At 74.2% G+C, this 23,442-nt stretch carries 18 protein-coding genes; 11 read left to right on the top strand and 7 right to left on the bottom strand.

The annotated features are described in order from the left end of the window. Positions 1-22: 22 nt before the first annotated feature. Entirely contained in the window at positions 23-895 is an 873-nt protein-coding gene (locus ACZ7LK_RS04430; protein WP_471138315.1) for a DsbA family protein, read from the top strand. Between the two features lie 151 nt (positions 896-1,046). Further along, positions 1,047-2,051: a prolipoprotein diacylglyceryl transferase gene (lgt, locus tag ACZ7LK_RS04435; RefSeq protein ID WP_471138317.1), complete on the top strand. Its 1,005-nt coding sequence runs from the start codon at positions 1,047-1,049 to the stop codon at positions 2,049-2,051. 53 nt (positions 2,052-2,104) lie between these two features. On the opposite strand, the gene ACZ7LK_RS04440 is transcribed toward lgt, so the two are convergent. Genes ACZ7LK_RS04440 through ACZ7LK_RS04470 form a run of 7 tightly spaced genes read right to left on the bottom strand, consistent with a single transcriptional unit; the run spans position 2,105 to position 10,053 of the window. Continuing rightward, a complete protein-coding gene (locus ACZ7LK_RS04440) occupies positions 2,105-2,962 on the bottom strand; it encodes an HpcH/HpaI aldolase/citrate lyase family protein (RefSeq protein WP_392276218.1) in 858 nt (285 codons plus the stop codon). Continuing rightward, the gene (locus ACZ7LK_RS04445) at positions 2,959-4,164 is read right to left on the bottom strand and encodes a CaiB/BaiF CoA transferase family protein (protein WP_392276219.1); all 1,206 of its coding nucleotides are present in this window, start codon (positions 4,162-4,164) and stop codon (positions 2,959-2,961) included. The genes ACZ7LK_RS04440 and ACZ7LK_RS04445 overlap by 4 nt, the downstream gene beginning before the upstream one ends. Next, positions 4,161-5,045: a ribokinase gene (gene rbsK, locus ACZ7LK_RS04450; protein ID WP_392276220.1), complete on the bottom strand. Its 885-nt coding sequence runs from the start codon at positions 5,043-5,045 to the stop codon at positions 4,161-4,163. The genes ACZ7LK_RS04445 and rbsK overlap by 4 nt, the downstream gene beginning before the upstream one ends. Next, positions 5,042-6,496, bottom strand: a complete 1,455-nt coding sequence (locus tag ACZ7LK_RS04455) for an ADP-ribosylglycohydrolase family protein (RefSeq protein WP_471138320.1) — start codon at positions 6,494-6,496, stop codon at positions 5,042-5,044. Before ACZ7LK_RS04455 ends, rbsK begins: the two co-directional genes overlap by 4 nt. Then, positions 6,493-7,659, bottom strand: a complete 1,167-nt coding sequence (locus ACZ7LK_RS04460) for an ADP-ribosylglycohydrolase family protein (RefSeq protein WP_392276222.1) — start codon at positions 7,657-7,659, stop codon at positions 6,493-6,495. Before ACZ7LK_RS04460 ends, ACZ7LK_RS04455 begins: the two co-directional genes overlap by 4 nt. Then, positions 7,595-9,025, bottom strand: a complete 1,431-nt coding sequence (locus tag ACZ7LK_RS04465) for an ADP-ribosylglycohydrolase family protein (RefSeq protein WP_469464190.1) — start codon at positions 9,023-9,025, stop codon at positions 7,595-7,597. The genes ACZ7LK_RS04460 and ACZ7LK_RS04465 overlap by 65 nt, the downstream gene beginning before the upstream one ends. Then, positions 9,025-10,053, bottom strand: a complete 1,029-nt coding sequence (locus ACZ7LK_RS04470; RefSeq protein WP_469464191.1) for an ADP-ribosylglycohydrolase family protein — start codon at positions 10,051-10,053, stop codon at positions 9,025-9,027. Before ACZ7LK_RS04470 ends, ACZ7LK_RS04465 begins: the two co-directional genes overlap by 1 nt. Before the next feature lie 481 nt (positions 10,054-10,534). On the opposite strand from ACZ7LK_RS04470, the gene ACZ7LK_RS04475 reads away from it, so the two are divergent. From ACZ7LK_RS04475 to ACZ7LK_RS04515, 9 genes are all read left to right on the top strand, one after another. Further along, positions 10,535-11,263, top strand: a complete 729-nt coding sequence (locus ACZ7LK_RS04475; RefSeq protein ID WP_392276225.1) for a VIT1/CCC1 transporter family protein — start codon at positions 10,535-10,537, stop codon at positions 11,261-11,263. A gap of 568 nt (positions 11,264-11,831) precedes the next feature. Then, complete coding sequence (gene gltB / locus ACZ7LK_RS04480; protein WP_471138323.1) at positions 11,832-16,394, top strand: glutamate synthase large subunit; 4,563 nt, start codon at positions 11,832-11,834, stop codon at positions 16,392-16,394. Continuing rightward, positions 16,387-17,847 (top strand): glutamate synthase subunit beta, encoded by a 1,461-nt coding sequence (locus tag ACZ7LK_RS04485; protein WP_392276227.1) that lies wholly within the window; start codon positions 16,387-16,389, stop codon positions 17,845-17,847. The genes gltB and ACZ7LK_RS04485 overlap by 8 nt, the downstream gene beginning before the upstream one ends. Before the next feature lie 505 nt (positions 17,848-18,352). Then, a complete protein-coding gene (locus tag ACZ7LK_RS04490) occupies positions 18,353-19,213 on the top strand; it encodes an inositol monophosphatase family protein (protein ID WP_471138325.1) in 861 nt (286 codons plus the stop codon). 167 nt (positions 19,214-19,380) lie between these two features. Next, positions 19,381-20,097 carry a VWA domain-containing protein gene (locus tag ACZ7LK_RS04495; protein WP_469465271.1) on the top strand — a complete coding sequence of 239 codons (717 nt, stop codon included), beginning with the start codon at positions 19,381-19,383 and terminating at the stop codon, positions 20,095-20,097. Further along, positions 20,094-20,651, top strand: a complete 558-nt coding sequence (locus ACZ7LK_RS04500; protein WP_471138328.1) for a HutD/Ves family protein — start codon at positions 20,094-20,096, stop codon at positions 20,649-20,651. The genes ACZ7LK_RS04495 and ACZ7LK_RS04500 overlap by 4 nt, the downstream gene beginning before the upstream one ends. A 95-nt stretch (positions 20,652-20,746) precedes the next feature. Next, positions 20,747-21,184 (top strand): hypothetical protein, encoded by a 438-nt coding sequence (locus ACZ7LK_RS04505; RefSeq protein WP_469465273.1) that lies wholly within the window; start codon positions 20,747-20,749, stop codon positions 21,182-21,184. A gap of 236 nt (positions 21,185-21,420) precedes the next feature. Beyond that, positions 21,421-21,624: a cold-shock protein gene (locus ACZ7LK_RS04510; RefSeq protein WP_005318814.1), complete on the top strand. Its 204-nt coding sequence runs from the start codon at positions 21,421-21,423 to the stop codon at positions 21,622-21,624. A gap of 104 nt (positions 21,625-21,728) precedes the next feature. Further along, positions 21,729-23,309, top strand: coding sequence for a DEAD/DEAH box helicase (locus ACZ7LK_RS04515; protein ID WP_392276233.1), 1,581 nt, complete (start codon positions 21,729-21,731; stop codon positions 23,307-23,309). Positions 23,310-23,442: the final 133 nt, after the last annotated feature.

Genomic DNA, 23,442 nt, shown 5'->3' on the forward strand with positions numbered 1-23,442 from the left:
TCCCCGGTTCGTTGCTGTGGGCGTGAGCGAGAAGAACAGTGCAGGGAAGCGGAGCGCCCGAGAACGGCTCCAGGAGGAACGCGACCGGCAGAAGGCGCACGACCGGCGCAGGCGCACGCTGATCGTCTCGGCCGCCGTCGTCGGCGTGCTCGGGCTGGCCGCCGTCGCCGGGCTCATCGCCGCCAACACCGGCGACAAGAGCGACAGCTCCGGCTCCGGCACCGTCGCCGCCCCGACCGGCGCGGCCGGCGAGGACCGGCTGGCGATCCCGGCCGGCGCCACCGACGCCCCCTCCACGCTCACGATCTGGGAGGACTTCCGCTGCCCGGCCTGCGCCCAGTTCGAGAACGCCGTCCGGGACACCATGCACGAGCTGACCGACTCCGGTCAGATCAAGGTCGAGTACCACCTCGCCACGATCATCGACGGCAACATGGGCGGCAGCGGCTCGCTCAACGCGGCCAACGCCGCGGCCTGCGCCCAGGACGCCGGCGCCTTCGTGCCGTACCACGACGCGCTCTACCAGAACCAGCCCCCGGAGCAGGACGACGCCTTCGCCAAGGACGCCAAGCTCTTCGAACTGGCGGCCAAGGTGCCCGGTCTGGACACCCCCGCCTTCCGCTCCTGCGTCACCGAGGGCACCCACGACAGCTGGGTGACCAAGTCCAACGAGGCCTTCCGCGACGGGGACTTCCGCGGTACGCCGACCGTCCTGCTCAACGGAGAATCGATCTTCCCCACCAAGGGCAAGGAGCAGATCTCCATCGAGAACCTGAAGAAGTGGGTCGCCGAGGCGAACAAGGGCAAGAAGCCGGGCACGGCCTTCCCGTCCCCGGCCGGTTCCGCGCCCGCACCGGCCTCGCCCCCGGAGCCCACGTCCCCCTCGGCGGGCTGAACGGCCGCGGCACCCGCCGCCGTCACGCACCGCGGTCGCCCGCCACTGTCACGCACCGCGGTCGCGCGCTGCCGTCACGCACCGCTGTTATGCACTCTTTGCCGGGCGGGTTGCCCCCGCTCCCGCCCGGCAAGGTAGCGTCGGTCCTGCCATGGACCTTGCCTACATCCCCAGCCCGTCGACCGGTGTGCTCCATCTCGGACCGGTCCCGCTGCGCGGCTACGCCTTCTGCATCATCATCGGTGTCTTCGTCGCCGTCTGGTACGGCAACAAGCGCTGGCTCGCCCGGGGCGGCAAAGCCGGCACCGTGGCCGACATCGCCGTGTGGGCGGTGCCCTTCGGTCTGGTCGGCGGCCGGCTGTACCACGTCATCACCGACTACCAGCTGTACTTCAGCGAGGGTGAGGACTGGGTCGACGCCTTCAAGATCTGGGAGGGCGGCCTGGGCATCTGGGGCGCGATCGCCCTCGGCGCGGTGGGCGCCTGGATCGGCTGCCGGCGCCGTGGCATCCCGCTGCCGGCGTACGCGGACGCCATCGCCCCCGGCATCGCACTCGCCCAGGCGATCGGGCGCTGGGGCAACTGGTTCAACCAGGAGCTGTACGGCCGGTCCACCGACCTGCCGTGGGCGCTGCGGATCAGCGAGGGCGCCAACCGCGAGGCCGGGCTCTACCACCCGACCTTCCTGTACGAGTCGCTCTGGTGCGTCGGCGTCGCCCTGCTGGTGGTCTGGGCGGACCGCCGGTTCACCCTCGGCCACGGCCGGGCGTTCGCGCTGTACGTGGCCGCCTACTGCGCGGGACGCGGCTGGATCGAGTACATGCGCGTCGACGAGGCGCACCACGTGCTGGGCCTCCGGCTGAACGTGTGGACCGCGATCGTGGTCTTCCTGCTGGCCGTGACGTACATCGTCGTCTCGTCGCGGACGCGGCCGGGGCGCGAGGAGGTCGTGGAGCCGGCGGCGCTCGCGGACGTGGCGAAGGCGGACGCCGCCGAGGCGGCCAGGGCGGACGCGAAGGGGATGGACGCGAAGAGGACGGGCCCGGCCGGGACCGGTCCGGCGACGGCGGACGCGGCGGGGACGGACACCGCCGCGGCGCCCGGGAAGACCGGCCGTGGCGCCGGCGCGAAGCCGGAGTCGGCGGACAAGGGCTGACACGAGCGTGGCGCGAAGCGGCCGCCGGGACCAGGGTCCCGGCGGCCGCTTCGTCATGCGCGGTGGGCCGAGGCCAGGGACAGGGTGCGGCGGGCGGCCGCGACGACCGCCGCGTCGACGAACCGGCCGTCCGGCAGCGCCAGCGCGCCCGCGCCGGTGGCGGCCGCCTCGACGATCTCCTCCGCCGCCGTGACCTCCTCGGGCGTCGGCAGGTAGGCCCGCTCGATGACCGGGAGCTGGCGGGGGTGGATCGCCGCGCGGCCCAGGAACCCCAGGGCCCGGCCGTGCGCGCAGGACGCGGCGAGGCCGTCGAGGTCCAGGACGTCCGGGTGGACGGACTGCACGGGCGGAGGGAGCCCCGCGGCGCGGGCGGCCACCACCACCCGGCTGCGTGACCAGTCCAGGCCGCCGTCCTCGCGCAGGCCGAGGTCGGCGCGGAGGTCCGCCTCGCCGAGGGCGATGCCGCGGACGGCCGGATGGGCGGTGGCGAGGGCGTGGGCGTGCTCGACGGCCAGGGCGGATTCGAGCAGCGCGTGCAGCGGGACGCCGGGGGCGAGGGCGGCGACCCGGTGGATGTCAGTGCCGTGTGTCACCTTGGGAACACGCAGAGCGGCGAGGCCGGGCAGCGGTGCCAGGGTCGTGATCGCCGTGGTGTCGTGCGCGCTGGGGAGGCGGACGTGGACCGGTACGGGGTGGGGCGAGGAGAGCAGTTCGGCGGTGGCCGCGAGGGCGTGGGCCTTGCGGTCGGGGGGCACCGCGTCCTCCAGGTCGACGATCACGACGTCGGCACCGGAGGCGAGCGCCTTGCGCACCACGTCAGGACGGTCGCCGGGGGCGTACAGCCAGGTGAGGGGCTGGGACCGGAGCGGTGGCGCGGGCCGGGGCGGGGGAGCGGTGGGCGGTGGCGTCACAGCGCGCCCTCGGAGCGCAGGGCGGTGATCTCACCGGCGTCGAGCCCGAGTTCGGTGAGCACCGCTTCCGTGTCGGCGCCGTGCGGGCGGCCGGCCCAGCGGATGGCGCCGGGGGTCTCGGAGAGGCGGAAGAGGACGTTCTGCATACGGAGGGGGCCGAGTTCGGGGTCGGGCACCGTGGTGACCGTGTCCAGCGCCCGGTACTGGGGGTCGGCCATGACGTCACGGATGTCGTGGACGGGGGCGATCGCCGCCTCCGCCTTCTCGAACGCGGCCATGGCCTCGTCCCGGGTGTGCCGGGCGATCCAGCCGCCGACCGCCTCGTCGAGGACGTCCGCGTGCTGGGCGCGGGTGGTGCCCTCGGCGAACCAGGGCTCGGCGACCAGGTCGGGCCGGCCCACCAGCCGCATCACGCGCTCGGCGACGGACTGGGCGGAGGTGGAGACGGCCAGCCAGGCCCCGTCGGCGGTGCGGTAGGTGTTGCGGGGGGCGTTGTTGCGGGAGCGGTTGCCGGTGCGGGGCTGGACGTAGCCGAGCTGGTCGTACCAGAGGGGTTGCGGGCCGAGGACCATGAGGATCGGCTCGATGATCGCCATGTCGACGACCTGGCCGCGTCCGGTGGCGGCCCGGGCGTGGAGGGCGGTCGTCACGGCGTAGGCGGTGGCGAGGGCGGCGATGGAGTCGGCGAGGCCGAAGGGAGGGAGCGTGGGCGGGCCGTCGGGTTCGCCGGTGACGGCGGCGAAGCCGCTCATGGCCTCGGCGAGCGTGCCGAACCCGGGGCGGCGGGCGTAGGGGCCGTACTGGCCGAAGCCGGTGACGCGGGCGAGGACCAGCCGGTCGTTGGCGGCGGAGAGTTCGGGCCAGCCCAGGCCCCACTTCTCCAGGGTGCCGGGGCGGAAGTTCTCGATCACGACGTCGGCGGTGGCGGCGAGCCGGAGCAGGGTGTCGCGGCCGCCGGGGGTGGACAGGTCGAGGGTGATGGCCCGCTTGTTGCGGCCGAGCACCTTCCACCACAGCCCCACGCCGTTCTTGGCCGGGCCGTGGCCGCGGGACGGGTCGGGCTTGCGGGGGTGTTCGACCTTGATGACCTCGGCGCCGAAGTCGCCGAGCAGGGTCGCCGCCAGCGGCCCGGCGAAGAGGGTGGCGAGGTCGAGGACACGCAGTCCCTGGAGGGCGGGGGTCGTGGAAGCGGTGGTGGTCATACGGCGTCGATCTCCGTGCGGTACGGCATCGAGGACGAGGCGCCCGGGCGCTGGACGGACAGGGCGGCGGCCGAGGACGCCCAGGCCAGGGCGTCCGGGACGGGTTTGCCCTCGGCGAGCGCGACGGCGAGCGTCCCGACGAAGGTGTCACCGGCGGCGGTGGTGTCGACGGCCCGGACCCGGGGGGCGGGGACGGTGACGGGGGCGGTGCCGCGGGCCGCGTGGAGGCTGCCGGCCGAGCCGAGGGTGATGACCACCTCGGGGACGTGCCGCAGCAGGTCCTCGGCGGCGGCGCGCGGGTCGGCCAGGCCGGTGAGGGCCGCCGCCTCGTGCTCGTTGGGGACCAGCAGGTCCGTGGCGGCGAGCAGGGCGGGGGGCAGCGGCTGGGCGGGAGCGGGGGTGAGGATCGTACGGACGCCGTGGCGGCGGGCGGCCTCGGCGCCGGCGACGACGGCGGAGAGGGGGAGTTCCAGTTGGAGGAGCAGGGCCTGGGCGGTGGCGATGAGGGTGTCGTCGCCGGGCGAGAGGGAGGTGACGGTGCCGTTGGCGCCGGGGATGACGACGATGGCGTTGCCACCCTCGTCGTCCACGACGATGTGGGCGGTGCCGGAGGGGCCCTCGACCGTGCGGAGCAGGTCGGTGTCCACCCCGGAGCTCTCCAGCCCGGCCCGGAGACGGGTGCCGAACTCGTCGGAGCCGACGGCGCCGATCATCGACACCTCGGCTCCGGCGCGGGCGGCGGCGACGGCCTGGTTGGCGCCCTTGCCGCCGGGGATCGTGCGGAACTCCCGGCCGGTGACGGTCTCGCCGAGCTTGGGGGCGCGGCTCACATAGGCGACGAGGTCCATGTTGGTGCTGCCGAGCACCGCGATGTGGGTCATGAGTGGTGTGCCTCCTGGTGCGTGAGTCGGGCCAGTGTGTCGAAGCCGATGCCGTCGAAGGGGTGGACGGAGGTGGCGAGCCGGTTCTTGAGGGGGGAGGTCCAGCGGTCGGGGATCCGGTCGGGGGCGCCGGCCAGGAGACCGGCGACGGAGCCTGCGGTGGCACCGTTGGAGTCGGTGTCCCAGCCGCCTGAGACGGCACGGCAGATGGAGCGGGTGAAGTCGCCGTCGGCGTGGGTGAGCGCGGCGGCGAGGAGGGCGGCGTTCGGAACGGCGTGTACCCAGTGGTAGGAGCCGTAGGCGGCGTGCAGCCGGTCGACGACGGCGTCGAAGTCACCGTGGGCGCGGGCCGTCCCGATGCCGAAGCGGACCGCGCGGGCCAGCCGTGAGTCGGGCGGGACGACGGTCAGCCCGGTGGCGAGCGCCCGGTGGACGTCGGCGGTGCCGGAGGCGGCGGTGGCGATGACGGCCGCGGTGAACATGGCCCCGTACACCCCGTTCGCGGTGTGGGTGAGGGTGGCGTCCCGGTGGGCCTGTTCGGCGGCGGCCGCGGGGTCGCCCGGGTGGGTCCAGCCGTGGACGTCCGCGCGGATCCAGGCGCCGATCCACTCGCGGAAGGGGTTGCGGTGGACGGCGGTGAGCGGGGGTTCGAGGCCGGAGAGGAGGTTGCGGTAGGCGACGCGTTCGGCGGTGAAGGTCCGGCCGGCGGGCAGTTCGTCCAGCCAGAGGCGGGCGACGTCGGCGGTGCTGAAGGTGGGGCCGTACCGCTGGAGGAGCAGCAGGTTGAGCAAGGCGTAGTTGAGGTCGTCGTCCTCGGGCATCCCGTCGATGTTCTCGGCGAGCGAGGTGGCGGCGGAGCGGCGGTTCCACGGGTGGGCGGCGGCGAGCGCCGGGGGCAGCCCCCTGGCGGTGAACCACGAGGTGATCGGCCAGTTCCCGGTGGCCCGGGCCAGGGCCCGGATCGCGGGGAGCGGCAGCTTCTCCACGGGCTTGCCGAGCAGGCACCCGGCGGCCCGCCCCAGCCACGCGGCGTGCAGCCGGGCGCCCAGCCCCGGCGCCACGGCGAGGGGTGCGGGCGGACGGGCGGTTGCCTGTGGGGCGTCCGGGGCGTCCGGGGCGGCGGGGGGCGGGCCGGGTGGTGGGGTGCCCGGGGCGGCGGGGGGCGGCGGCCAGTGGGGGCAGAGCCGCCGGATGTGGGGGAGGGGGGTCGGCTCGGCGGCGGCCAAGGGGGCCGGGAGGGCGGCCAGTTCGTCCAGCAGGTGCTCGGCCAGGGCCCGCAGGTGCGGGGGCGCCGGGCCGGCGGAGGCACCCGCCGCCACCGGGGCGGGGGCGCCCCCGGCGGCACGCCAGCGGGCCCCGACGGCCGAGGCGTCCCGGCCGTCCTCGCCGGCCTGGCGCAGCTCGTGACCGATCAGGTCCTCGGGCTGCACCCAGGTGAGGCGCACGTTCACCGGGGTGCCCCGGCGGCGGGCGACAGGGCGGCGAAGGCACGCTCGTGGGCGCGGCGGCGGGCCGTGTCGCGCGCGAACACCTCGTGGGCGACGTCCGCCAGCACCGCCGCCGGGGCGTGGAGGTCGAGGCGGCTGGCCTCGGCGACCTGCTTCGCCCAGACCGCGGGGACCGCAGCCTCCCCGTGCAGGGCGCCCGCGACGGCGCCCGCCATGGTGGCGATCGAGTCGCAGTCACGGCCGTAGTTGACGGCGCCCAGCACCGTACGGCGGTAGTCGCCCTCGCCGACCAGCAGCATGCCGAGGGCGATCGGCAGCTCCTCGATGGAGTGCAGCCGCGACGGGCGGCGCGCGCCGAGGGAGGGGGCGCGGTAGTCGGGGCCGACGGTGTCGAAGGGGGCGACCGCCGCACGGAGGGGGCGGAGCGCGGACTCGAAGTCGGTGTGCCGGCCGGCCACGTCGGCCACCGCCTCGATCGCCGAGCGGGTGCCGTCCTTGGCGAGCTCCAGCGCCGTGCCGACCACGGAGGACGGGGTCGCGCCGGGGAGGCAGGCCGCGGCGACCGCCGCCGCGAACACGCCCGCCGCCTCGCGCCCGTACGAGGACTGGTGGGCGCCGGCGACGTCGAGGGCCTCGGCGTACGCGGCGGCCGGGTTGGCCGCGTTGACCAGGCCGACCGGAGCCATGTACATGGCCGCGCCGCAGTTGACGATGTTTCCGGTGCCCGCCTCGCGCGGGTCGACGTGGCCGTAGTGGATGCGGGCCACCAGCCACTTCTCGGCGAGGAAGACCCGCTGGAGGGGCAGGGCCTCGGCTTCCAGCTCGGGGATCCAGCGGGGCGTGGCGATGAGGTCCGGGACGAGGTGGTCCGCCACGGCGTACGCGTCCAGATGGTCGCGGACCGCGTCGTACACCCGGACCAGCGCGTGGGTCATGAGGGTGTCGTCGGTGACGTGCCCGTCACCCTTGTGGTACGGGGCGATGGGGCGGGCGGTGCGCCAGTCGTCACCGTCCCAGGGACCGACGATGCCGGTGACGCGGCCGCCGTGGCGTTCGGCGATGCGGTCCGGGGGGTAGCCCTCGACCGCGCCGCCGAGGGCGTCACCGACGGCTGCTCCGACGAGGCTGCCGGTGATCCGGTCCTCCAGTGTGGGTTTCGGCGTCATGTCGGAATTGTCCACCCGGGGTGGCGAGTTCCGTGTGCGCGAGCTGTTCGGCGAGTTCCACCAGATCGGTACCCCTCAGCCGGGGCAGCGCGCAGCCCGCGAGGGTCCGGCAGGCGTCGCGCCAGGTGGCGGGCACACCGGCGCCGCCGCTGAGCGCGCCGGTCAGGGCCCCGGCGAGGGCGGGGGCGGAGTCGGCGACCCGCGACAGGCAGGCGGCGGCCGGTACCGCCTCGGTCACCCTGCCCCGGGCGGCGACGGCCAGGGCAAGGGCGACCGGGACGGTCTCGGCGGCGGCGATGCCGTAGCTGTAGACGTGGTCGACGATCTGGTGCTCCAGGAGCGGGACCAGTGCGAAGGCGCTGTCGGCGGCGCGCGCGAGCCGGGTGGCGTGCCGGGCGTTGCGGCCGATCTCGGTGCCGGGCGGGAGCTGGTCGAGCGCGGCGTCCACGGCGTCGCCGGCGGGGGCGCCGCCGAGGGCCGCGGCGACGGCGGCGGCCATGGCCCGGGCACCGTGGACGCCGTCGCCGTCCTGGGTGTAGCGGGCGTCGAACTCGGCGAGTTCGGCGGCGGCGCGGGGCTCGCCGGGGTGGGCGACGGCGAGGACGGCGGCGCGGACGCAGGCGGCGTCGTCGAAGTAGTGCGGGTTGTCGTGGCCGGTCGCGGGCGGCCGAAGCCCGGTGGCCAGGTTGCCCAGTCCGGCGCGTACGGAGATCCGGGCGCGCAGCGGCAGGACGGCGGACTCCACCTCGGGGGCGCGGTCGGCGGCGGCGGCGATCTCGGCGGCGAGGGAGTTCCAGGCGAGGTCCACGGCGGCGCACAGGCGGCGGGCGGGCGGGAGGGAGCGGAAGAGTCCCCCGGCGGCGGTCAGCAGGGTCTCGGCGGTGAAGACCGCCCATTCGGCGTCGTCCGAGGGGCCGAGGCGCAGCGGCTCGGGGGGCTGGTTGAGGGCGATCGGGACCGGGAGGGTGGTGGTGGCGTTCTGCTCGGCGAACGTGTCGAGCTCACGGGTGAGGCGGCGGGTCCACTCCGGCATGCGGGCGGCGCGGTGCCGGGCGGCGGGCCACCCCGCGGCATCCCCGGAGGCGAGGCCGAGCAGGAGGCCCTCGACGCGACGCGGCCCGTCCGCCGGGGAGATGCGGGCCGCGCCCCTCGTACCGGCGAGGTCGGTACGCCGTCCCTTACGGGCGGCGGGGTCGTGGTGCGGGGCGCCGGGGGTGGCACCTGGTGTGGCGCCCGGGGCGGTGGTGACGGGTGCGGTCGCCGGCGGCGGGGCGGGCGCGGGGGCGGGGGCCTCCGGGTCCGCCGGCCCCGGCCCGGGAGGCGCGGCCCGCCCGGCCGGAGGGGCGTGCGGGGGCGTGGGCGGCATCAGGGGGCCTCCGTCTCGTCGTACGGGGTGAGCAGTTCCGCGACGTCCAGCACGTGGTAGCCGCGCATCGAGGGCAGGCAACTGCCGCGTACGGGACCGATGGCGGCCGCCCAGTCCGGCGGGATCGCCGTCGCGCCGGACATCGCGCCCGCCAGGGCGCCCGCCACGGCGGCGGTGGTGTCGGCGTCGCGGCCCATGTTGACGGCCGTGAGGACCGAGGTGCGGAAGTCGCCGCGCGCCGCCGCGAACGCCCCGAAGGCGAGGCCGACCGCCTCCGGCGCGAGGTCCGTCCACGGGTAGCCGCCGATGACCACCGCCGAGCGGACGGCCCGTTCCCGTACGAGCGGGTCGGGCTGGACGCGCTGGGCCGCGACCACCGCGCGGCGCATCGAGCGGGCCGTCCACGAGTCCATCGGCACCACCGACAGGGCGGCGGCGATGACCGAGGCCGGCCCGGCGCCCGACATCGCCGCCGCCACGCCCGCCGCGACGGCCTGGCCCCCGTAGATGCCCTCGCCGTCGTGGCTCACCGTGCCGTCGATCGCCACCAGCCGCGCCGCCTCCGCCGGGCGCCCCGCCGCGAAGACCCCGAAGGGAGCCGCGCGCATGGCCAGACCGTCGCTCCAGGCGTGCCGGTGCTGGGCCGAGATGGGGGCTGCCAGGCCGCGCCGGAGGTTCTCCAGCGTGCCGCGCTCGCTGAAGCCGGCGCCCCGGAACGGGCCCTCGTCGAGGTCGGCGATCCAGCGGTGCCAGGCCTGCTCGACGTGGTGGACGGTCAGCGCGGAGCCGTGCCGGGCGAGCAGGAGCCCGGAGAAGATCGCGTACTCGGTGTCGTCCGTGCCGGCCGGGTCGTCGCTGACGAACCCCTCGATCCGGCCCCAGCGGCGCCGGATCTCGGAGGGGCGCATGTTCTCGGCGGGAGCGCCGAGCGCGTCCCCGACCGCCAGCCCCAGCAGGGCGCCCCGCGCGCGGTCGAGCAGCGCCTCCGCGGCGGTGGGGGAGGCGGGATCGCGGATGACCGGCTCCATCGGCGTGGCCCTTCCGTGCGCACCGATCCGAATCCTGGATACGTGCCACGGGCGGGGGGCGGGCTGTCGGCCCGGGACGTGCTGTCACCCGCGTGCCGCAGCCGCCCACTGGACCCGCCCGCCGGACCCGGCCGTCGGCCGCCGCGCGCGTGTCCCATCGACCGCCGCGCGCGTGCCCCGCCGGCCACCGCGCGCGTGTCCCACCGGCCACCGCGCGCGGGCCCGCCGGTTGTCGTGCGCGCCGCCCCCGCGACCGGCCGTGCGCGCGCCCCCGCGACCGCCGCGCGCGTGCCCCGGCGACCGGGCCGCGCGCGTGCCCCGGCGACCGGCCGCGCGCGTGCCCCCCGCGACCGGGCCGCATGCCGTGGTAAGTAAAGCCTGCCTTGCTGGCGGGCCCCTTACATCGCGCGTATTTTCGAGAGTGTTGGGGGAGCGGGGTCACCCGGACCCGCTGCTGTACGCAAGGCGTAAGGGGAGAGCTGTGTCCATCATCGAGACCGAGGCGACGCTTCACGAGGCGCACCGCGACAACCACACCCACCGCGATGTGAACGGTGGCTGGCTCCGTCCCGCCGTCTTCGGGGCGATGGACGGTCTCGTGTCGAACCTGGCGCTGATGACCGGTGTGGCGGGTGGCGCGGTGTCCCAGCAGACCCTCGTCATCACGGGTCTGGCGGGCCTCGCGGCCGGCGCGTTCTCCATGGCCGCCGGCGAGTACACCTCCGTGGCCTCGCAGCGCGAACTCGTCCAGGCCGAACTGGACGTCGAGCGCGCCCAGTTGCGCAAGCACCCGGTGGACGAGATGGAGGAGCTGGCGGCGCTGTACGTGGCGCGCGGCGTCGAGCCGGCGCTCGCCCGCGAGGTGGCCATGCAGCTCTCCAGGGACCCGGAGCAGGCGCTGGAGATCCACGCCCGCGAGGAGCTGGGCATCGACCCGGACGACCTGCCCTCGCCGGCCGTCGCCGCCGTCTCGTCCTTCGGTTCGTTCGCGCTCGGCGCGCTGCTGCCCGTCCTGCCGTACCTGCTCGGCGCCACCGCGCTGTGGCCGGCGGTCCTGCTGGCGCTGCTCGGCCTGTTCGCGTGCGGCGCTCTGGTGGCCCGGGTCACCGCCCGTAGCTGGTGGTACAGCGGTCTGCGCCAGCTCGCCCTCGGTGGTGCGGCGGCGGCCGTCACGTACGGCCTGGGCGCCTTGTTCGGCGCGGCGGTCTGACCCGGGGCCGGCCCCGGCGCCGGCGCCGCTGCCCCCCGCCCCCGGTCGCTGCCCCCGGCCCCCGGTCGCTGCCCCCGGTCCCGTGCCGCCCCCGGCCGGCGCCCCGACCCGCGCCCCGCCGCCCGCCCCGGGGGCGTTCCGGCAGGTCAGCCCCCTCGACAGGCGAGCGAGGGGGCTTCGCCGTACCGTTGCCGTACGTTGGCGAGAACGCCATGAGCGCTGTGACGAACGTCCAATAGCCCGATCCACCCCTCTGATGAGACACTATGCAACGCGGCACATAAGTAGCCGTAACACGGCGGTTTCGAGTCCCCCGACACGGGGCATGAGCCGTTAACCCGTGGGCAACGAAGCCCGCGCACCCCCCAGGACGCCGGAAGTCGATCTCTCGACGGTCCGTCCGCTCATCAGGCTTGTAAGACCTCCACCGCCATCAGCGGTGTCCGCATGCTGGAACGAGCTTTCCGCTTTCCGAGAAGCACTCCATCATGTAACCTGCACGAAATTTTGCGGAGGGCCAACGTCGTCCCTCTGGCGCTCATATGCCACGACGACGACGGGAGAGCCGATGCGTTCCGACGCCTGGTCGCCCATGGACGGTCGCCCCGCCCCGCAGGGTATGTACGACCCCCGCAACGAGCACGACGCCTGCGGTGTCGGCTTCGTTGCCACCCTCACCGGTGTCGCCAGCCACGCGCTGGTGGAGCAGGCGCTGACCGTTCTGCGCAACCTGGAGCACCGGGGCGCCACCGGCTCCGAGCCCGACTCCGGCGACGGCGCGGGCATCCTGTTCCAGGTGCCGGACGCGTTCCTCCGCGAGGTCACCGACTTCGCGCTCCCGGCGGCCGGCGAGTACGCCGTCGGCATCGCCTTCCTCCCCGCGGACGACTCCGCACAGGCCGTCTCGCGCATCGAGACGATCGCCGCCGAGGAGGACCTCACCGTCCTCGGCTGGCGCGAGGTCCCCGTTGCCCCCGAGCTGCTGGGCGCCACCGCCCGCTCCACCATGCCCGCCTTCCGGCAGCTCTTCGTGAGCGACGGCGGTACGAGCACGGGCATCGACCTGGACCGCAAGGCGTTCGTGCTGCGCAAGCGCGCCGAGCGCGAGGCCGGGGTCTACTTCCCCTCGCTCTCCGCCCGCACCATCGTCTACAAGGGCATGCTCACCACCGGGCAGCTCGAGCCGTTCTTCCCGGACCTGTCGGACCGCCGCTGCGCCACCGCCGTGGCGCTCGTCCACTCCCGGTTCTCCACCAACACCTTCCCGAGCTGGCCGCTGGCCCACCCGTACCGCTTCGTCGCCCACAACGGCGAGATCAACACGGTCAAGGGCAACCGCAACTGGATGCGGGCCCGCGAGTCGCAGCTCGTCTCCGACCTCTTCGGGGCCGAGAAGCTGGACCGGATCTTCCCGGTCTGCACGCCGGACGCGTCCGACTCCGCCTCCTTCGACGAGGTGCTGGAGCTGCTCCACCTCGGCGGCCGTTCGCTGCCGCACAGCGTCCTGATGATGGTCCCCGAGGCGTGGGAGAACCACGACTCCATGGACCCGGCCCGGCGCGCCTTCTACCAGTACCACTCCACGATGATGGAGCCCTGGGACGGCCCGGCCTGTGTCACCTTCACCGACGGCGTCCAGGTCGGCGCCGTTCTCGACCGCAACGGCCTGCGCCCCGGCCGCTACTGGGTCACCGACGAGGGCCTCGTCGTGCTGTCCTCCGAGGTCGGCGTCCTGGACATCGACCCCGCCAAGGTCGTCCGCAAGGGCCGCCTCCAGCCCGGCAAGATGTTCCTCGTCGACACCGCCGAGCACCGCATCATCGAGGACGACGAGATCAAGGCCGCCCTCGCCGCCGAACACCCGTACCAGGAGTGGCTGGAGAGCGGGATCATCGAGCTCGAGGACCTCCCCGAGCGCGAGCACATCGTCCACACCCACGCCTCGGTCACCCGCCGCCAGCAGACCTTCGGCTACACCGAGGAAGAACTCCGCGTCATCCTCGCGCCGATGGCCCGCACCGGCGGCGAGCCCCTCGGCTCCATGGGTACGGACTCGCCGATCGCCGCGCTCTCCGAGCGCCCGCGCCTGCTGTTCGACTACTTCACCCAGCTCTTCGCGCAGGTCACCAACCCGCCGCTGGACGCCATCCGCGAGGAGCTCGTCACCTCGCTGCACTCCTCGCTCGGTCCCCAGGGCAACCTGCTGGAGCCGACCGCCGCGTCCTGCCGCAGCGTCACCCTGCCGTTCCCGGTGATCGACAACGACGAGCTGGCCAAGCTCATCCACATCAACGCCGACGGCGACATGCCCGGCATGACGGCCGCCACGCTCTCCGGTCTCTACCGGGTGTCCGGCGGCGGCGAGGCCCTGGCCGCCCGCATCGAGGAGATCTGCGCCGAGGCCGACGCCGCCATCGAGGGCGGCGCCCGGCTGATCGTGCTCTCCGACCGGCACTCCGACGCCGAGCACGCGCCGATCCCGTCGCTGCTGCTCACCTCGGCCGTCCACCACCACCTCATCCGCACCAAGCAGCGCACCCAGGTGGGCCTGCTGGTCGAGGCCGGTGACGTCCGCGAGGTCCACCACGTCGCGCTGCTGATCGGCTACGGCGCCGCCGCCGTCAACCCGTACCTCGCCATGGAGTCCGTCGAGGACCTGGTCCGCGCCGGCACCTTCGTCGAGGGCCTGGAGCCCGAGCAGGCCATCCGCAACCTGATCTACGCCCTCGGCAAGGGCGTCCTGAAGGTCATGTCCAAGATGGGCATCTCGACCGTCGCCTCCTACCGGGGCGCGCAGGTCTTCGAGGCCGTCGGCCTCGACGAGGCCTTCGTCGAGAAGTACTTCCACGGCACCGCCACCAAGATCGGCGGCGCCGGCCTGGACGTCGTCGCCAAGGAGGTCGCCGCCCGCCACGCCAAGGCGTACCCCGCCTCCGGCGTCCCCTCCGCGCACCGCGCGCTGGAGATCGGCGGCGAGTACCAGTGGCGCCGCGAGGGCGAACCGCACCTGTTCGACCCGGAGACGGTCTTCCGCCTCCAGCACGCCACCCGCTCCGGCCGGTACGACATCTTCAAGAAGTACACGGACCGGGTGAACGAGCAGTCCGAGCGGCTGATGACGCTCCGCGGCCTGTTCGGCTTCACGTCCGACCGCCCCTCGATCCCCATCGACGAGGTCGAGCCGGCGTCCGAGATCGTCAAGCGCTTCTCCACCGGCGCCATGTCGTACGGCTCCATCTCCCAGGAGGCGCACGAGACCCTCGCCATCGCCATGAACCAGCTCGGCGGTAAGTCCAACACCGGTGAGGGCGGCGAGGACCCGGACCGCCTGTACGACCCGGCGCGGCGCTCGTCCATCAAGCAGGTCGCCTCCGGCCGCTTCGGCGTGACGAGCGAGTACCTGGTCAACGCGGACGACATCCAGATCAAGATGGCCCAGGGCGCCAAGCCCGGCGAGGGCGGCCAGCTCCCCGGCCACAAGGTCTACCCGTGGGTCGCCAGGACCCGGCACTCCACCCCGGGCGTCGGCCTGATCTCCCCGCCGCCGCACCACGACATCTACTCCATCGAGGACCTCGCCCAGCTCATCCACGACCTGAAGAACGCCAACCCGGCCGCCCGCATCCACGTGAAGCTGGTCTCCGAGGTCGGCGTCGGCACGGTCGCGGCCGGTGTGTCCAAGGCCCACGCGGACGTCGTGCTCATCTCCGGCCACGACGGCGGTACGGGCGCCTCCCCGCTCACCTCGCTCAAGCACGCGGGCGGCCCCTGGGAGCTCGGCCTCGCCGAGACCCAGCAGACCCTGCTGCTCAACGGCCTGCGCGACCGGATCGTCGTCCAGACCGACGGCCAGCTCAAGACCGGCCGCGACGTCGTCATCGCCGCGCTGCTCGGCGCCGAGGAGTTCGGTTTCGCGACCGCGCCGCTCGTCGTCTCCGGCTGCGTCATGATGCGCGTCTGCCACCTCGACACCTGCCCGGTCGGCATCGCCACCCAGAACCCGGTGCTGCGCGACCGGTTCTCCGGCAAGGCCGAGTACATCGTCAACTTCTTCCGGTTCATCGCGGAGGAGGTCCGCGAGCTCCTCGCCGAGCTGGGCTTCCGCACGCTGGAGGAGGCCGTCGGCCACGCCGAGCTGCTCGACACCAGCCGCGCCGTCCGGCACTGGAAGGCCCAGGGCCTCGACCTGGAGCCGCTGTTCTACGTGCCCGAGCTGCCCGAGGGCGCGGTGCGCCACGCGCTGATCGAGCAGGACCACGGCCTGGAGAAGGCGCTCGACAACCAGCTCATCGAGCTGGCCGCCGAAGCGCTCGGCGCCGCCTCCGTAGAGGAGGCCCGGCCGGTCCGCGCCCAGGTCGCGATCCGCAACATCAACCGCACCGTCGGCACCATGCTCGGCCACGAGGTGACGAAGAAGTTCGGCGGCGCGGGCCTGCCCGACGACACCATCGACATCACCTTCACCGGCTCGGCCGGCCAGTCCTTCGGCGCCTTCGTGCCGCGCGGCATCACGCTGCGCCTGGAGGGCGACGCCAACGACTACGTCGGCAAGGGCCTCTCCGGCGGCCGGGTGATCGTCCGCCCCGACCGGGGCGCCGACCACCTCGCCGAGTACTCCACCATCGCGGGCAACACCATCGCGTACGGCGCGACCGGCGGCGAGGTCTTCCTCCGCGGCCGCACCGGCGAGCGCTTCTGCGTCCGCAACTCCGGCGCGCTGGTGGTCTCCGAGGGCGTGGGCGACCACGGCTGCGAGTACATGACCGGCGGTCACGCGGTGGTGCTCGGCGAGACGGGCCGCAACTTCGCGGCCGGCATGTCGGGCGGTGTCGCGTACGTCATCGACCTCGACCGGGACAACGTCAACTCCGGCAACCTCGGCGCGATCGAGGCCCTGGACGAGACGGACCAGGCGTGGCTGCACGACGTCGTGCGCCGCCACCACGAGGAGACGGGCTCGACCGTAGCCGAGAAGCTCCTTGCCGACTGGTCCGCGGCCGTGGACCGCTTCAGCAAGATCATCCCGACCACGTACAAGGCAGTGCTCGCCGCCAAGGACGCCGCTGAGCTCGCCGGTCTCTCCGAGCAGGAGACCACCGAGAAGATGATGGAGGCGGCGACCCATGGCTGACCCCAAGGGCTTCCTGACCACCGGGCGCGAGGTCGCCAAGACCCGCCCCGTGGCCGAGCGCGTCAAGGACTGGAACGAGGTCTACGTCCCCGGCTCCCTGCTGCCGATCATCAGCAAGCAGGCCGGCCGGTGCATGGACTGCGGCATCCCGTTCTGCCACAACGGCTGTCCGCTGGGGAACCTGATCCCCGAGTGGAACGACTACGCCTACCGCGAGGACTGGTCCGCCGCCTCCGAGCGGCTGCACGCCACCAACAACTTCCCGGAGTTCACCGGGCGGCTGTGCCCGGCGCCCTGCGAGGCGGCGTGCGTGCTGGGCATCAACCAGCCCGCCGTCACCATCAAGAACGTCGAGGTCTCGATCATCGACAAGGCGTGGGACTCCGGTGACGTCACCCCGCAGCCGCCCGAGCGGCTGTCCGGCAAGACCGTCGCCGTCATCGGCTCCGGCCCGGCCGGCCTCGCCGCCGCGCAGCAGCTCACCCGGGCCGGCCACACGGTCGCCGTGTACGAGCGGGCCGACCGCATCGGCGGTCTGCTGCGGTACGGCATCCCCGAGTTCAAGATGGAGAAGGTGCACATCAACCGGCGCATCGAGCAGATGCGCGCGGAGGGCACCAAGTTCCGCACCGAGGTCGAGATCGGTGTCGACATCGACGCCGCGAAGCTGCGGCGCCGGTACGACGCGGTCGTCATCGCCGCGGGTGCCACCGTCTCGCGCGACCTGCCGGTCCCGGGCCGGGAGCTCAAGGGCATCCACTTCGCGATGGAGTACCTGCCGCTCGCCAACAAGGTGCAGGAGGGCGACTTCGTGGCGCCCCCCATCACCGCCGAGGGCAAGCACGTGGTGGTCATCGGCGGCGGCGACACCGGCGCGGACTGCGTGGGCACCGCCCACCGCCAGGGCGCGGCCTCCGTCACGCAGCTCGAGATCATGCCGCGGCCGGGCGAGGAGCGGAACGCGAACCAGCCGTGGCCGACCTTCCCGATGCTCTACAAGGTCACCTCGGCGCACGAGGAGGGCGGCGAGCGGGTCTACTCCGTCTCCACCACCCACTTCGAGGGCGACGAGGACGGCAACGTCCAGTTCCTCCACCTGATCGAGGTCGAGTTCAAGGACGGCAAGCTGGAGCAGAAGCCCGGCACCGAGCGGCGGATCCCGGCCCAGCTCGTCACCCTCGCCATGGGCTTCACCGGCACCGACCGGTCCAACGGCCTGGTCCAGCAGTTCGGCCTGGAGCTCGACGAGCGCGGCAACATCGCCCGCGACGCCGACTTCGCCACCAACGTCGACGGCGTCTTCGTCGCCGGTGACGCCGGCCGCGGCCAGTCGCTCATCGTCTGGGCCATCGCCGAGGGCCGCTCCGCGGCACGCGGCGTGGACCGCTACCTGACCGGCGCGAGCGAGCTCCCCGCCCCGATCCGCCCCACGGACCGCGCGCTCACCGTCTGACGCCCACCGTCCGACGCCCACCGGCCGGGCGTCCCGCACGACGTCGTGCGGGACGCCCCCGGCCCGGCACGGGACGGCGGCCGGAGGGGGTAGAGTCGGCGTATCACCGGCCGCGCCCCCCTCACCGGGCGCGGGCCCCCAGAGACGTCCCGTACAACGGCGTGCGGAACACAGCAGCGCCTGCCGTGTCCCCGACCGGACCGTGGCAGGCGCTGCGCCCTTGTGCGCCGCGTGCGCCCTGTCGGGCGGCGCCCCGCGTCTCCTACGATCGCCTACGGATCGGGGGAGGGGGAGCGCCCACGTACGCGCTCGGCGCGGGCGAGTTCCACACCACCGTGGTGACACCCGGCCGGACCGCCGCCACCCTCGTCCTCGGACCGGTCCCTGCCCGGCGGCCGGGACCCGTCCCCCGGCCCGCTCGACGGGCCACCCCGCCGCACCGTCGGCCGGACGTACGGCACCGAGGCGACCATGCGGGCCGTACGCACGGCCCTGGGGAGGATTCATGCGGAACGCCGCGCCTGACACCGGCCGACGCCCCCCGTTCGCCGCCGAACGCCGGGTGGCCGTCGCCGCGGCCGAGGCGACCGGACGCCTGCTGCGCGGCCACTTCGCCGACGCCCGGACGCTACGGACCAAAGGCACGCACGGCGACGTGGTGACCGACCTGGACCTGGCCGCCGAGGAGCTGATCCTCACCCGGCTGCGGCACCACTTCCCGCACGACCGGATCCTCTCCGAGGAAGCGGGGCTCCTCGACAACGGCAACGGCCGCACCTGGCTGGTCGACCCGCTGGACGGCCGCAACAACGTGGCGATCGGCCTCCCGGCGTACGTCGTCGGCATCGGGCTGTGCGTCGGGGACATCCCCGTCGTGGGCGTCGTCCACGAACCCGTCACCAACCGGACCTGGCACGCCGTCACCGGCCAGGGCGCCCACGACGACGACGGGCTCCGGCTGCGGGGGCCGCGCAGCACCCTCCCGGGACCGGGACCCGTGCTCGCCTGGACCCAGGGCCACGCCGTGGACCGCGCCGACCGCACGGCGACCGCGCTGCGCGGCGGCCTGGAACGGCGCTGCCGGCGCGTCCTGCAACTGTGGGCGCCGCTGCTGGGCTGGAGCCTGCTGGCCCGCGGCACCATCGACGGGTTCGTCGGCTACCGCGCCGAGGGCGTCGACCTGCCCCCGGGCGCGCTGCTCGCCGCCGAGGCCGGCGCGGAACTGCGCACCCTGCGGGGCGCCCCCTTCCGGCCCCGGTTCAACGGCCCCGACACCGGGCGCAGCTTCGTCGCCGCCCGCGCGGAGACCCTGACGTACGTCCTCGAAACGGTCGCCGCCGCGCTGCGGCGCACCCCGCCGTCATGACGTCGCCGCCAGCGCCAGCGCCACCGTCGCCGCCACCGTCGCCGGCGAGTTCTGGCACGTGGTGGGCATGTGCCGGTTCCCGCCGGGGGAGTTGGACGCGTTCCTCCCGGGGGTGCGCCGGCTCCCGCTGGGCGAGGAGCTGTGACGCGGTCGCATAGTCTCCGCGTATGCCGGTCAGCTTGCACAAGGTCCAGGAGACCGCCCCCGCCCTGGTCAGCCTCTACCGAAGCGCGGGCGTCTCGCTGCGCAAGCACGGACTGGACGGTGAGCGGGCGGCGGTGTACCTGGTCGTCGACTACTCCGGATCGATGAAGCCGTACTACGCGGACGGCAGTGTCCAGGCCCTGGCCGACCGGGTGCTGGGCCTGTCGGCGAACCTCGACGACGACGGGCGCGTCCCGGTGGTCTTCTTCTCCACCGACATCGACGCCGAGACCGAGATCGCGCTCGACGACCACCGGGGCCGGATCGACCGGATCGTGGCGGGTCTCGGCCACATGGGGAAGACCAGCTACCACCTGGCCATGGACGCGGTCATCGACCACTACCTGGACAGCGGCGCCACCGCCCCGGCGCTGGTCGTCTTCCAGACGGACGGCGGCCCGATCAACAAGCTCGCCGCCGAGCGCTACCTCTGCAAGGCCGCCGAGCTGCCGCTCTTCTGGCAGTTCATCGGCTTCGGCGACCCGGGCAGCCGCCAGTTCGAGTTCCTCCGCAAGCTCGACGAGCTGGCCGTGCCCGCCAGGCGCCGGGTCGACAACGCGGGCTTCTTCCACGCGGGCACCGACCCGCGCCGCGTCCCGGACGCCGAGCTGTACGACCGGCTGGTCGCCGAGTTCCCCGCCTGGCTCGCCGCCGCCCGCGCCCAGGGCATCGTGCGGTGACGGGCGTACGGGTGCTGCGGGCGGCCGGCCGGACGGCCGTGCCGTGGAAGAACGGGGGCGGCGTCACCCGGGAGGTCGCCGCCCTCCCGGAGAACGCCGGGACCGAGGGCTTCACGTGGCGGGTCAGCCTCGCGGACGTCGCCGCCGACGGGCCGTTCTCGACCTTTCCCGGTACGGACCGGATCCTCACGGTCGTGGCCGGTGCCGGCATGGACCTCGACGCCGGCGGCCGGCCCCTGCGCGCGGAGCGGTACCGTCCGGTGCCCTTCCCCGGTGACGTCCCGACCGGCGGGCGGCTCCTGGCGGGGCCCGTGGTCAACCTGAACGTAATGCACCGGCGCGGGGCGGTCGCGGCGGCCGTCGCGGTGATACGGGGCGCTCTGCCCGTCGCGGTCCCGCCGGACACCACGGTGCTCGTGGTGGCCCTGGACGGTCCGGCGGAGGTGGCGGGCGTCCGGCTGGGACGGTACGACGCGGCGCGGCTGGACGCGCCCGCTCCCCTCCTGCGTACGCAGGGGTACGCGGCGGTCGTCACGCTCGGCCGGACGGGCTGAGCCGGCCGTGTGATTGTGCCCGGCCCCTCGTGAACGGCCGGGCCCGGCGGGTAGGGCTGCCCTCGGGGCCGGCCCACCGCACAGGAGACACGCACATGTACCGTCCGATCTTCGTCGCCGCCACCACGACCGCGCTCACGCTCGCGGCCGCCGGACCGGGCTGGGCGTCCACGTCCAGTGGCGACATCACCACGAGCTGGGGAGACCGCACCCGGATCCAGGTGACGTGGCTGGACCGCGACTCGTTCCGGGACGCCACCCTCGCGGTCGCCGACCAGACGTGCGACGACCGCTCCCTCTACGCCACCCTCACCATCCGCACCGGCTCCGGCACCACCCTCGCCTCGGACGCCCGGCACAACACCCGCGGCTGCGGCACGACCGCCGACTTCCGCGGCATCCGGGCGACGGACCCGAGCGGCATCAAGAGCGTCACCCTCACCGTGTGCCGTGAGCACCCCGGGACCGCCGACCAGTGCGAGACCCGGTACACCGGCTTCAACCCGTACAACCCGTCCACCCTCGTGTTCTGACCTCACCCCGCCCCGCCGTGCCCCGCACCGGCACGGCGGGGAAGGGCTGTGACGGGGACGGCGGTCCATGGCGCGCCCTGTTGCGGACGGGTCCCCGGGATGGTGTGCTACGGTTGTTCACGTTGCAGTTTTGGTACCCATGAACTTTATGTGCGCCTGACGGGAATGTTCCTCAGGCGCATTATTGTTTTACCGGCTTTCTCCGGATGGGGCCCCGACACCATCAGGAGATAATTATGGCCACCGGTACCGTGAAGTGGTTCAACTCGGAAAAGGGCTTCGGCTTCATCGAGCAGGACGGCGGCGGCGCCGACGTCTTCGCCCACTACTCCAACATCGCCACCTCGGGCTTCCGTGAGCTCCAGGAAGGCCAGAAGGTGACCTTCGACGTCACGCAGGGCCAGAAGGGCCCGCAGGCGGAGAACATCCTCCCCGCCTGATCACCGGATACGCAGCACCGGTATCTCGCAGCCGGGACCCGCACCGAGCAGTCGCAGGTGCGGGTCCCGGCTTGTGCTGTGCTCAGGCCCAAGGAAGGCAATGTATGACGACGACTCGACCCGAACGCCCCGCCCGTAAGCGTCCCGCGCGGTCCGCGAACGTGAATGCCGCCCGCTCCGGCAACGGCAAGGCACCCGCCCGCGGCGCCGGCAACCGCGCCCCCGTCGCGCCCCCGCGCGAATTCACCCTGCCGGAGACGGCCACCCCCGCGCTGCCCCCGGCCGCGGCCTTCGACGACCTCGACATGCCGGCCGCCCTCCTGAAGACGCTCACCGCCCAGGGCGTCACCGAGCCGTTCCCGATCCAGGCCGCGACCCTGCCGAACTCTCTCGCCGGCCGCGACATCCTGGGCCGCGGCCGCACCGGCTCCGGCAAGACCCTCGCCTTCGGCCTCGCCCTGCTCGCCCGCACCGCCGGCCGCCGCGCCGAGCCCAAGGCCCCGCTCGGCATGGTCCTGGTCCCCACGCGTGAGCTGGCGCAGCAGGTGACCGACGCCCTCACCCCGTACGCGACCTCCGTGCAGCTCCGGATCGCCACCGTCGTCGGCGGCATGTCGATCAGCCGGCAGTCGGGCGCGCTGCGCCGCGGCGCCGAGATCCTGGTCGCCACCCCCGGCCGCCTCAAGGACCTGATCGAGCGCGGCGACTGCCGCCTCGACCAGGTGTCGGTCACCGTCCTCGACGAGGCCGACCAGATGGCCGACATGGGCTTCCTGCCGCAGGTCACCGCCCTGCTGAAGCAGGTCGAGCCGGACGGCCAGCGGATGCTGTTCTCGGCCACCCTGGACAAGAACATCGACCGGCTGGTGCGGATGTTCCTCACCGACCCCGTCGTCCACTCGGTCGACCCCTCGGCGGGCGCGGTCTCCACCATGGAGCACCACCTGCTGTACGTCGCCGACGAGACCGACAAGAAGGCCGTCACCACCCGCATCGCGGCCCGGGACGGCCGGGTGATCCTCTTCCTGGACACCAAGCGTGCGGTGGACCGGCTGGTCAAGCGGCTCCTCGCCAGCGGTGTGCGCGCGGCGGGCCTGCACGGCGGCCGTTCGCAGCCGCAGCGCAACCGGACCCTGGACCAGTTCAAGAACGGCCAGGTCACCGCGCTCGTGGCGACCAATGTGGCGGCCCGTGGCATCCACGTCGACGACCTCGACCTCGTCGTGAACGTCGACCCGCCCACCGACCACAAGGACTACCTGCACCGCGGTGGCCGTACCGCCCGCGCGGGCGAGTCCGGCAGCGTCGTCACCCTCGTCCTGCCCGAGCAGAAGCGCGACATGAGCCGGCTGATGTCCCACGCGGGCATCACGCCGCGGGCCGCCCGCGTGAAGTCGTCGGACGAGGAACTGGCCCGCCTCACCGGTGCCCGGGAGCCGTCCGGAATACCGGTCACCATCGAGGTCCCGCAGCCGGCCCGGCCCGCCGCGCAGCCCTCCGACAAGCCCGGCCGACGCCGCCGCCCCCGCCGCAGCGGCCAGGGCACCGGCACCGGCACGGCGACCGCCGGTGCGGCGAGCACGCAGGCGGGGGCCTCCCGCCGGCGCCGCACCGCCTCGGGCTCCGGCACGGGCGCCGGCACCGGTCGCCCCGCCGCGCGCGGCGGTCGCCGCAGCGCCGCCTGACGGACAGCCCTCCACACTCCGGCCCGCCCCCGCCGGCCCCGCCCCGCCCCTCCCGGTCCGCCGGGACGGGCCCGGGCACCGGCCGGGGGCGGGCCGGAGTCGTACCACCGGACGGGAGAGCGGGAAGGCTGAG

It is taken from the genome of Streptomyces sp. NPDC039423, from assembly GCF_055598725.1.

Bases quoted from the DNA above. Each gene is read 5' to 3' on its own strand.
- lgt (WP_471138317.1), top strand. From the start codon at position 1,047: ATGGACCTTGCCTACATCCCCAGCCCGTCGACCGGTGTGCTCCATCTC.
- ACZ7LK_RS04445 (WP_392276219.1), bottom strand. From the start codon at position 4,164: ATGACCACCACCGCTTCCACGACCCCCGCCCTCCAGGGACTGCGTGTC.
- rbsK (WP_392276220.1), bottom strand. From the start codon at position 5,045: ATGACCCACATCGCGGTGCTCGGCAGCACCAACATGGACCTCGTCGCC.
- ACZ7LK_RS04460 (WP_392276222.1), bottom strand. From the start codon at position 7,659: ATGACGCCGAAACCCACACTGGAGGACCGGATCACCGGCAGCCTCGTC.
- ACZ7LK_RS04465 (WP_469464190.1), bottom strand. From the start codon at position 9,025: ATGCCGCCCACGCCCCCGCACGCCCCTCCGGCCGGGCGGGCCGCGCCT.
- ACZ7LK_RS04470 (WP_469464191.1), bottom strand. From the start codon at position 10,053: ATGGAGCCGGTCATCCGCGATCCCGCCTCCCCCACCGCCGCGGAGGCG.
- gltB (WP_471138323.1), top strand. From the start codon at position 11,832: ATGCGTTCCGACGCCTGGTCGCCCATGGACGGTCGCCCCGCCCCGCAG.
- ACZ7LK_RS04485 (WP_392276227.1), top strand. From the start codon at position 16,387: ATGGCTGACCCCAAGGGCTTCCTGACCACCGGGCGCGAGGTCGCCAAG.
- ACZ7LK_RS04490 (WP_471138325.1), top strand. From the start codon at position 18,353: ATGCGGAACGCCGCGCCTGACACCGGCCGACGCCCCCCGTTCGCCGCC.
- ACZ7LK_RS04495 (WP_469465271.1), top strand. From the start codon at position 19,381: ATGCCGGTCAGCTTGCACAAGGTCCAGGAGACCGCCCCCGCCCTGGTC.
- ACZ7LK_RS04505 (WP_469465273.1), top strand. From the start codon at position 20,747: ATGTACCGTCCGATCTTCGTCGCCGCCACCACGACCGCGCTCACGCTC.
- ACZ7LK_RS04510 (WP_005318814.1), top strand. From the start codon at position 21,421: ATGGCCACCGGTACCGTGAAGTGGTTCAACTCGGAAAAGGGCTTCGGC.
- ACZ7LK_RS04515 (WP_392276233.1), top strand. From the start codon at position 21,729: ATGACGACGACTCGACCCGAACGCCCCGCCCGTAAGCGTCCCGCGCGG.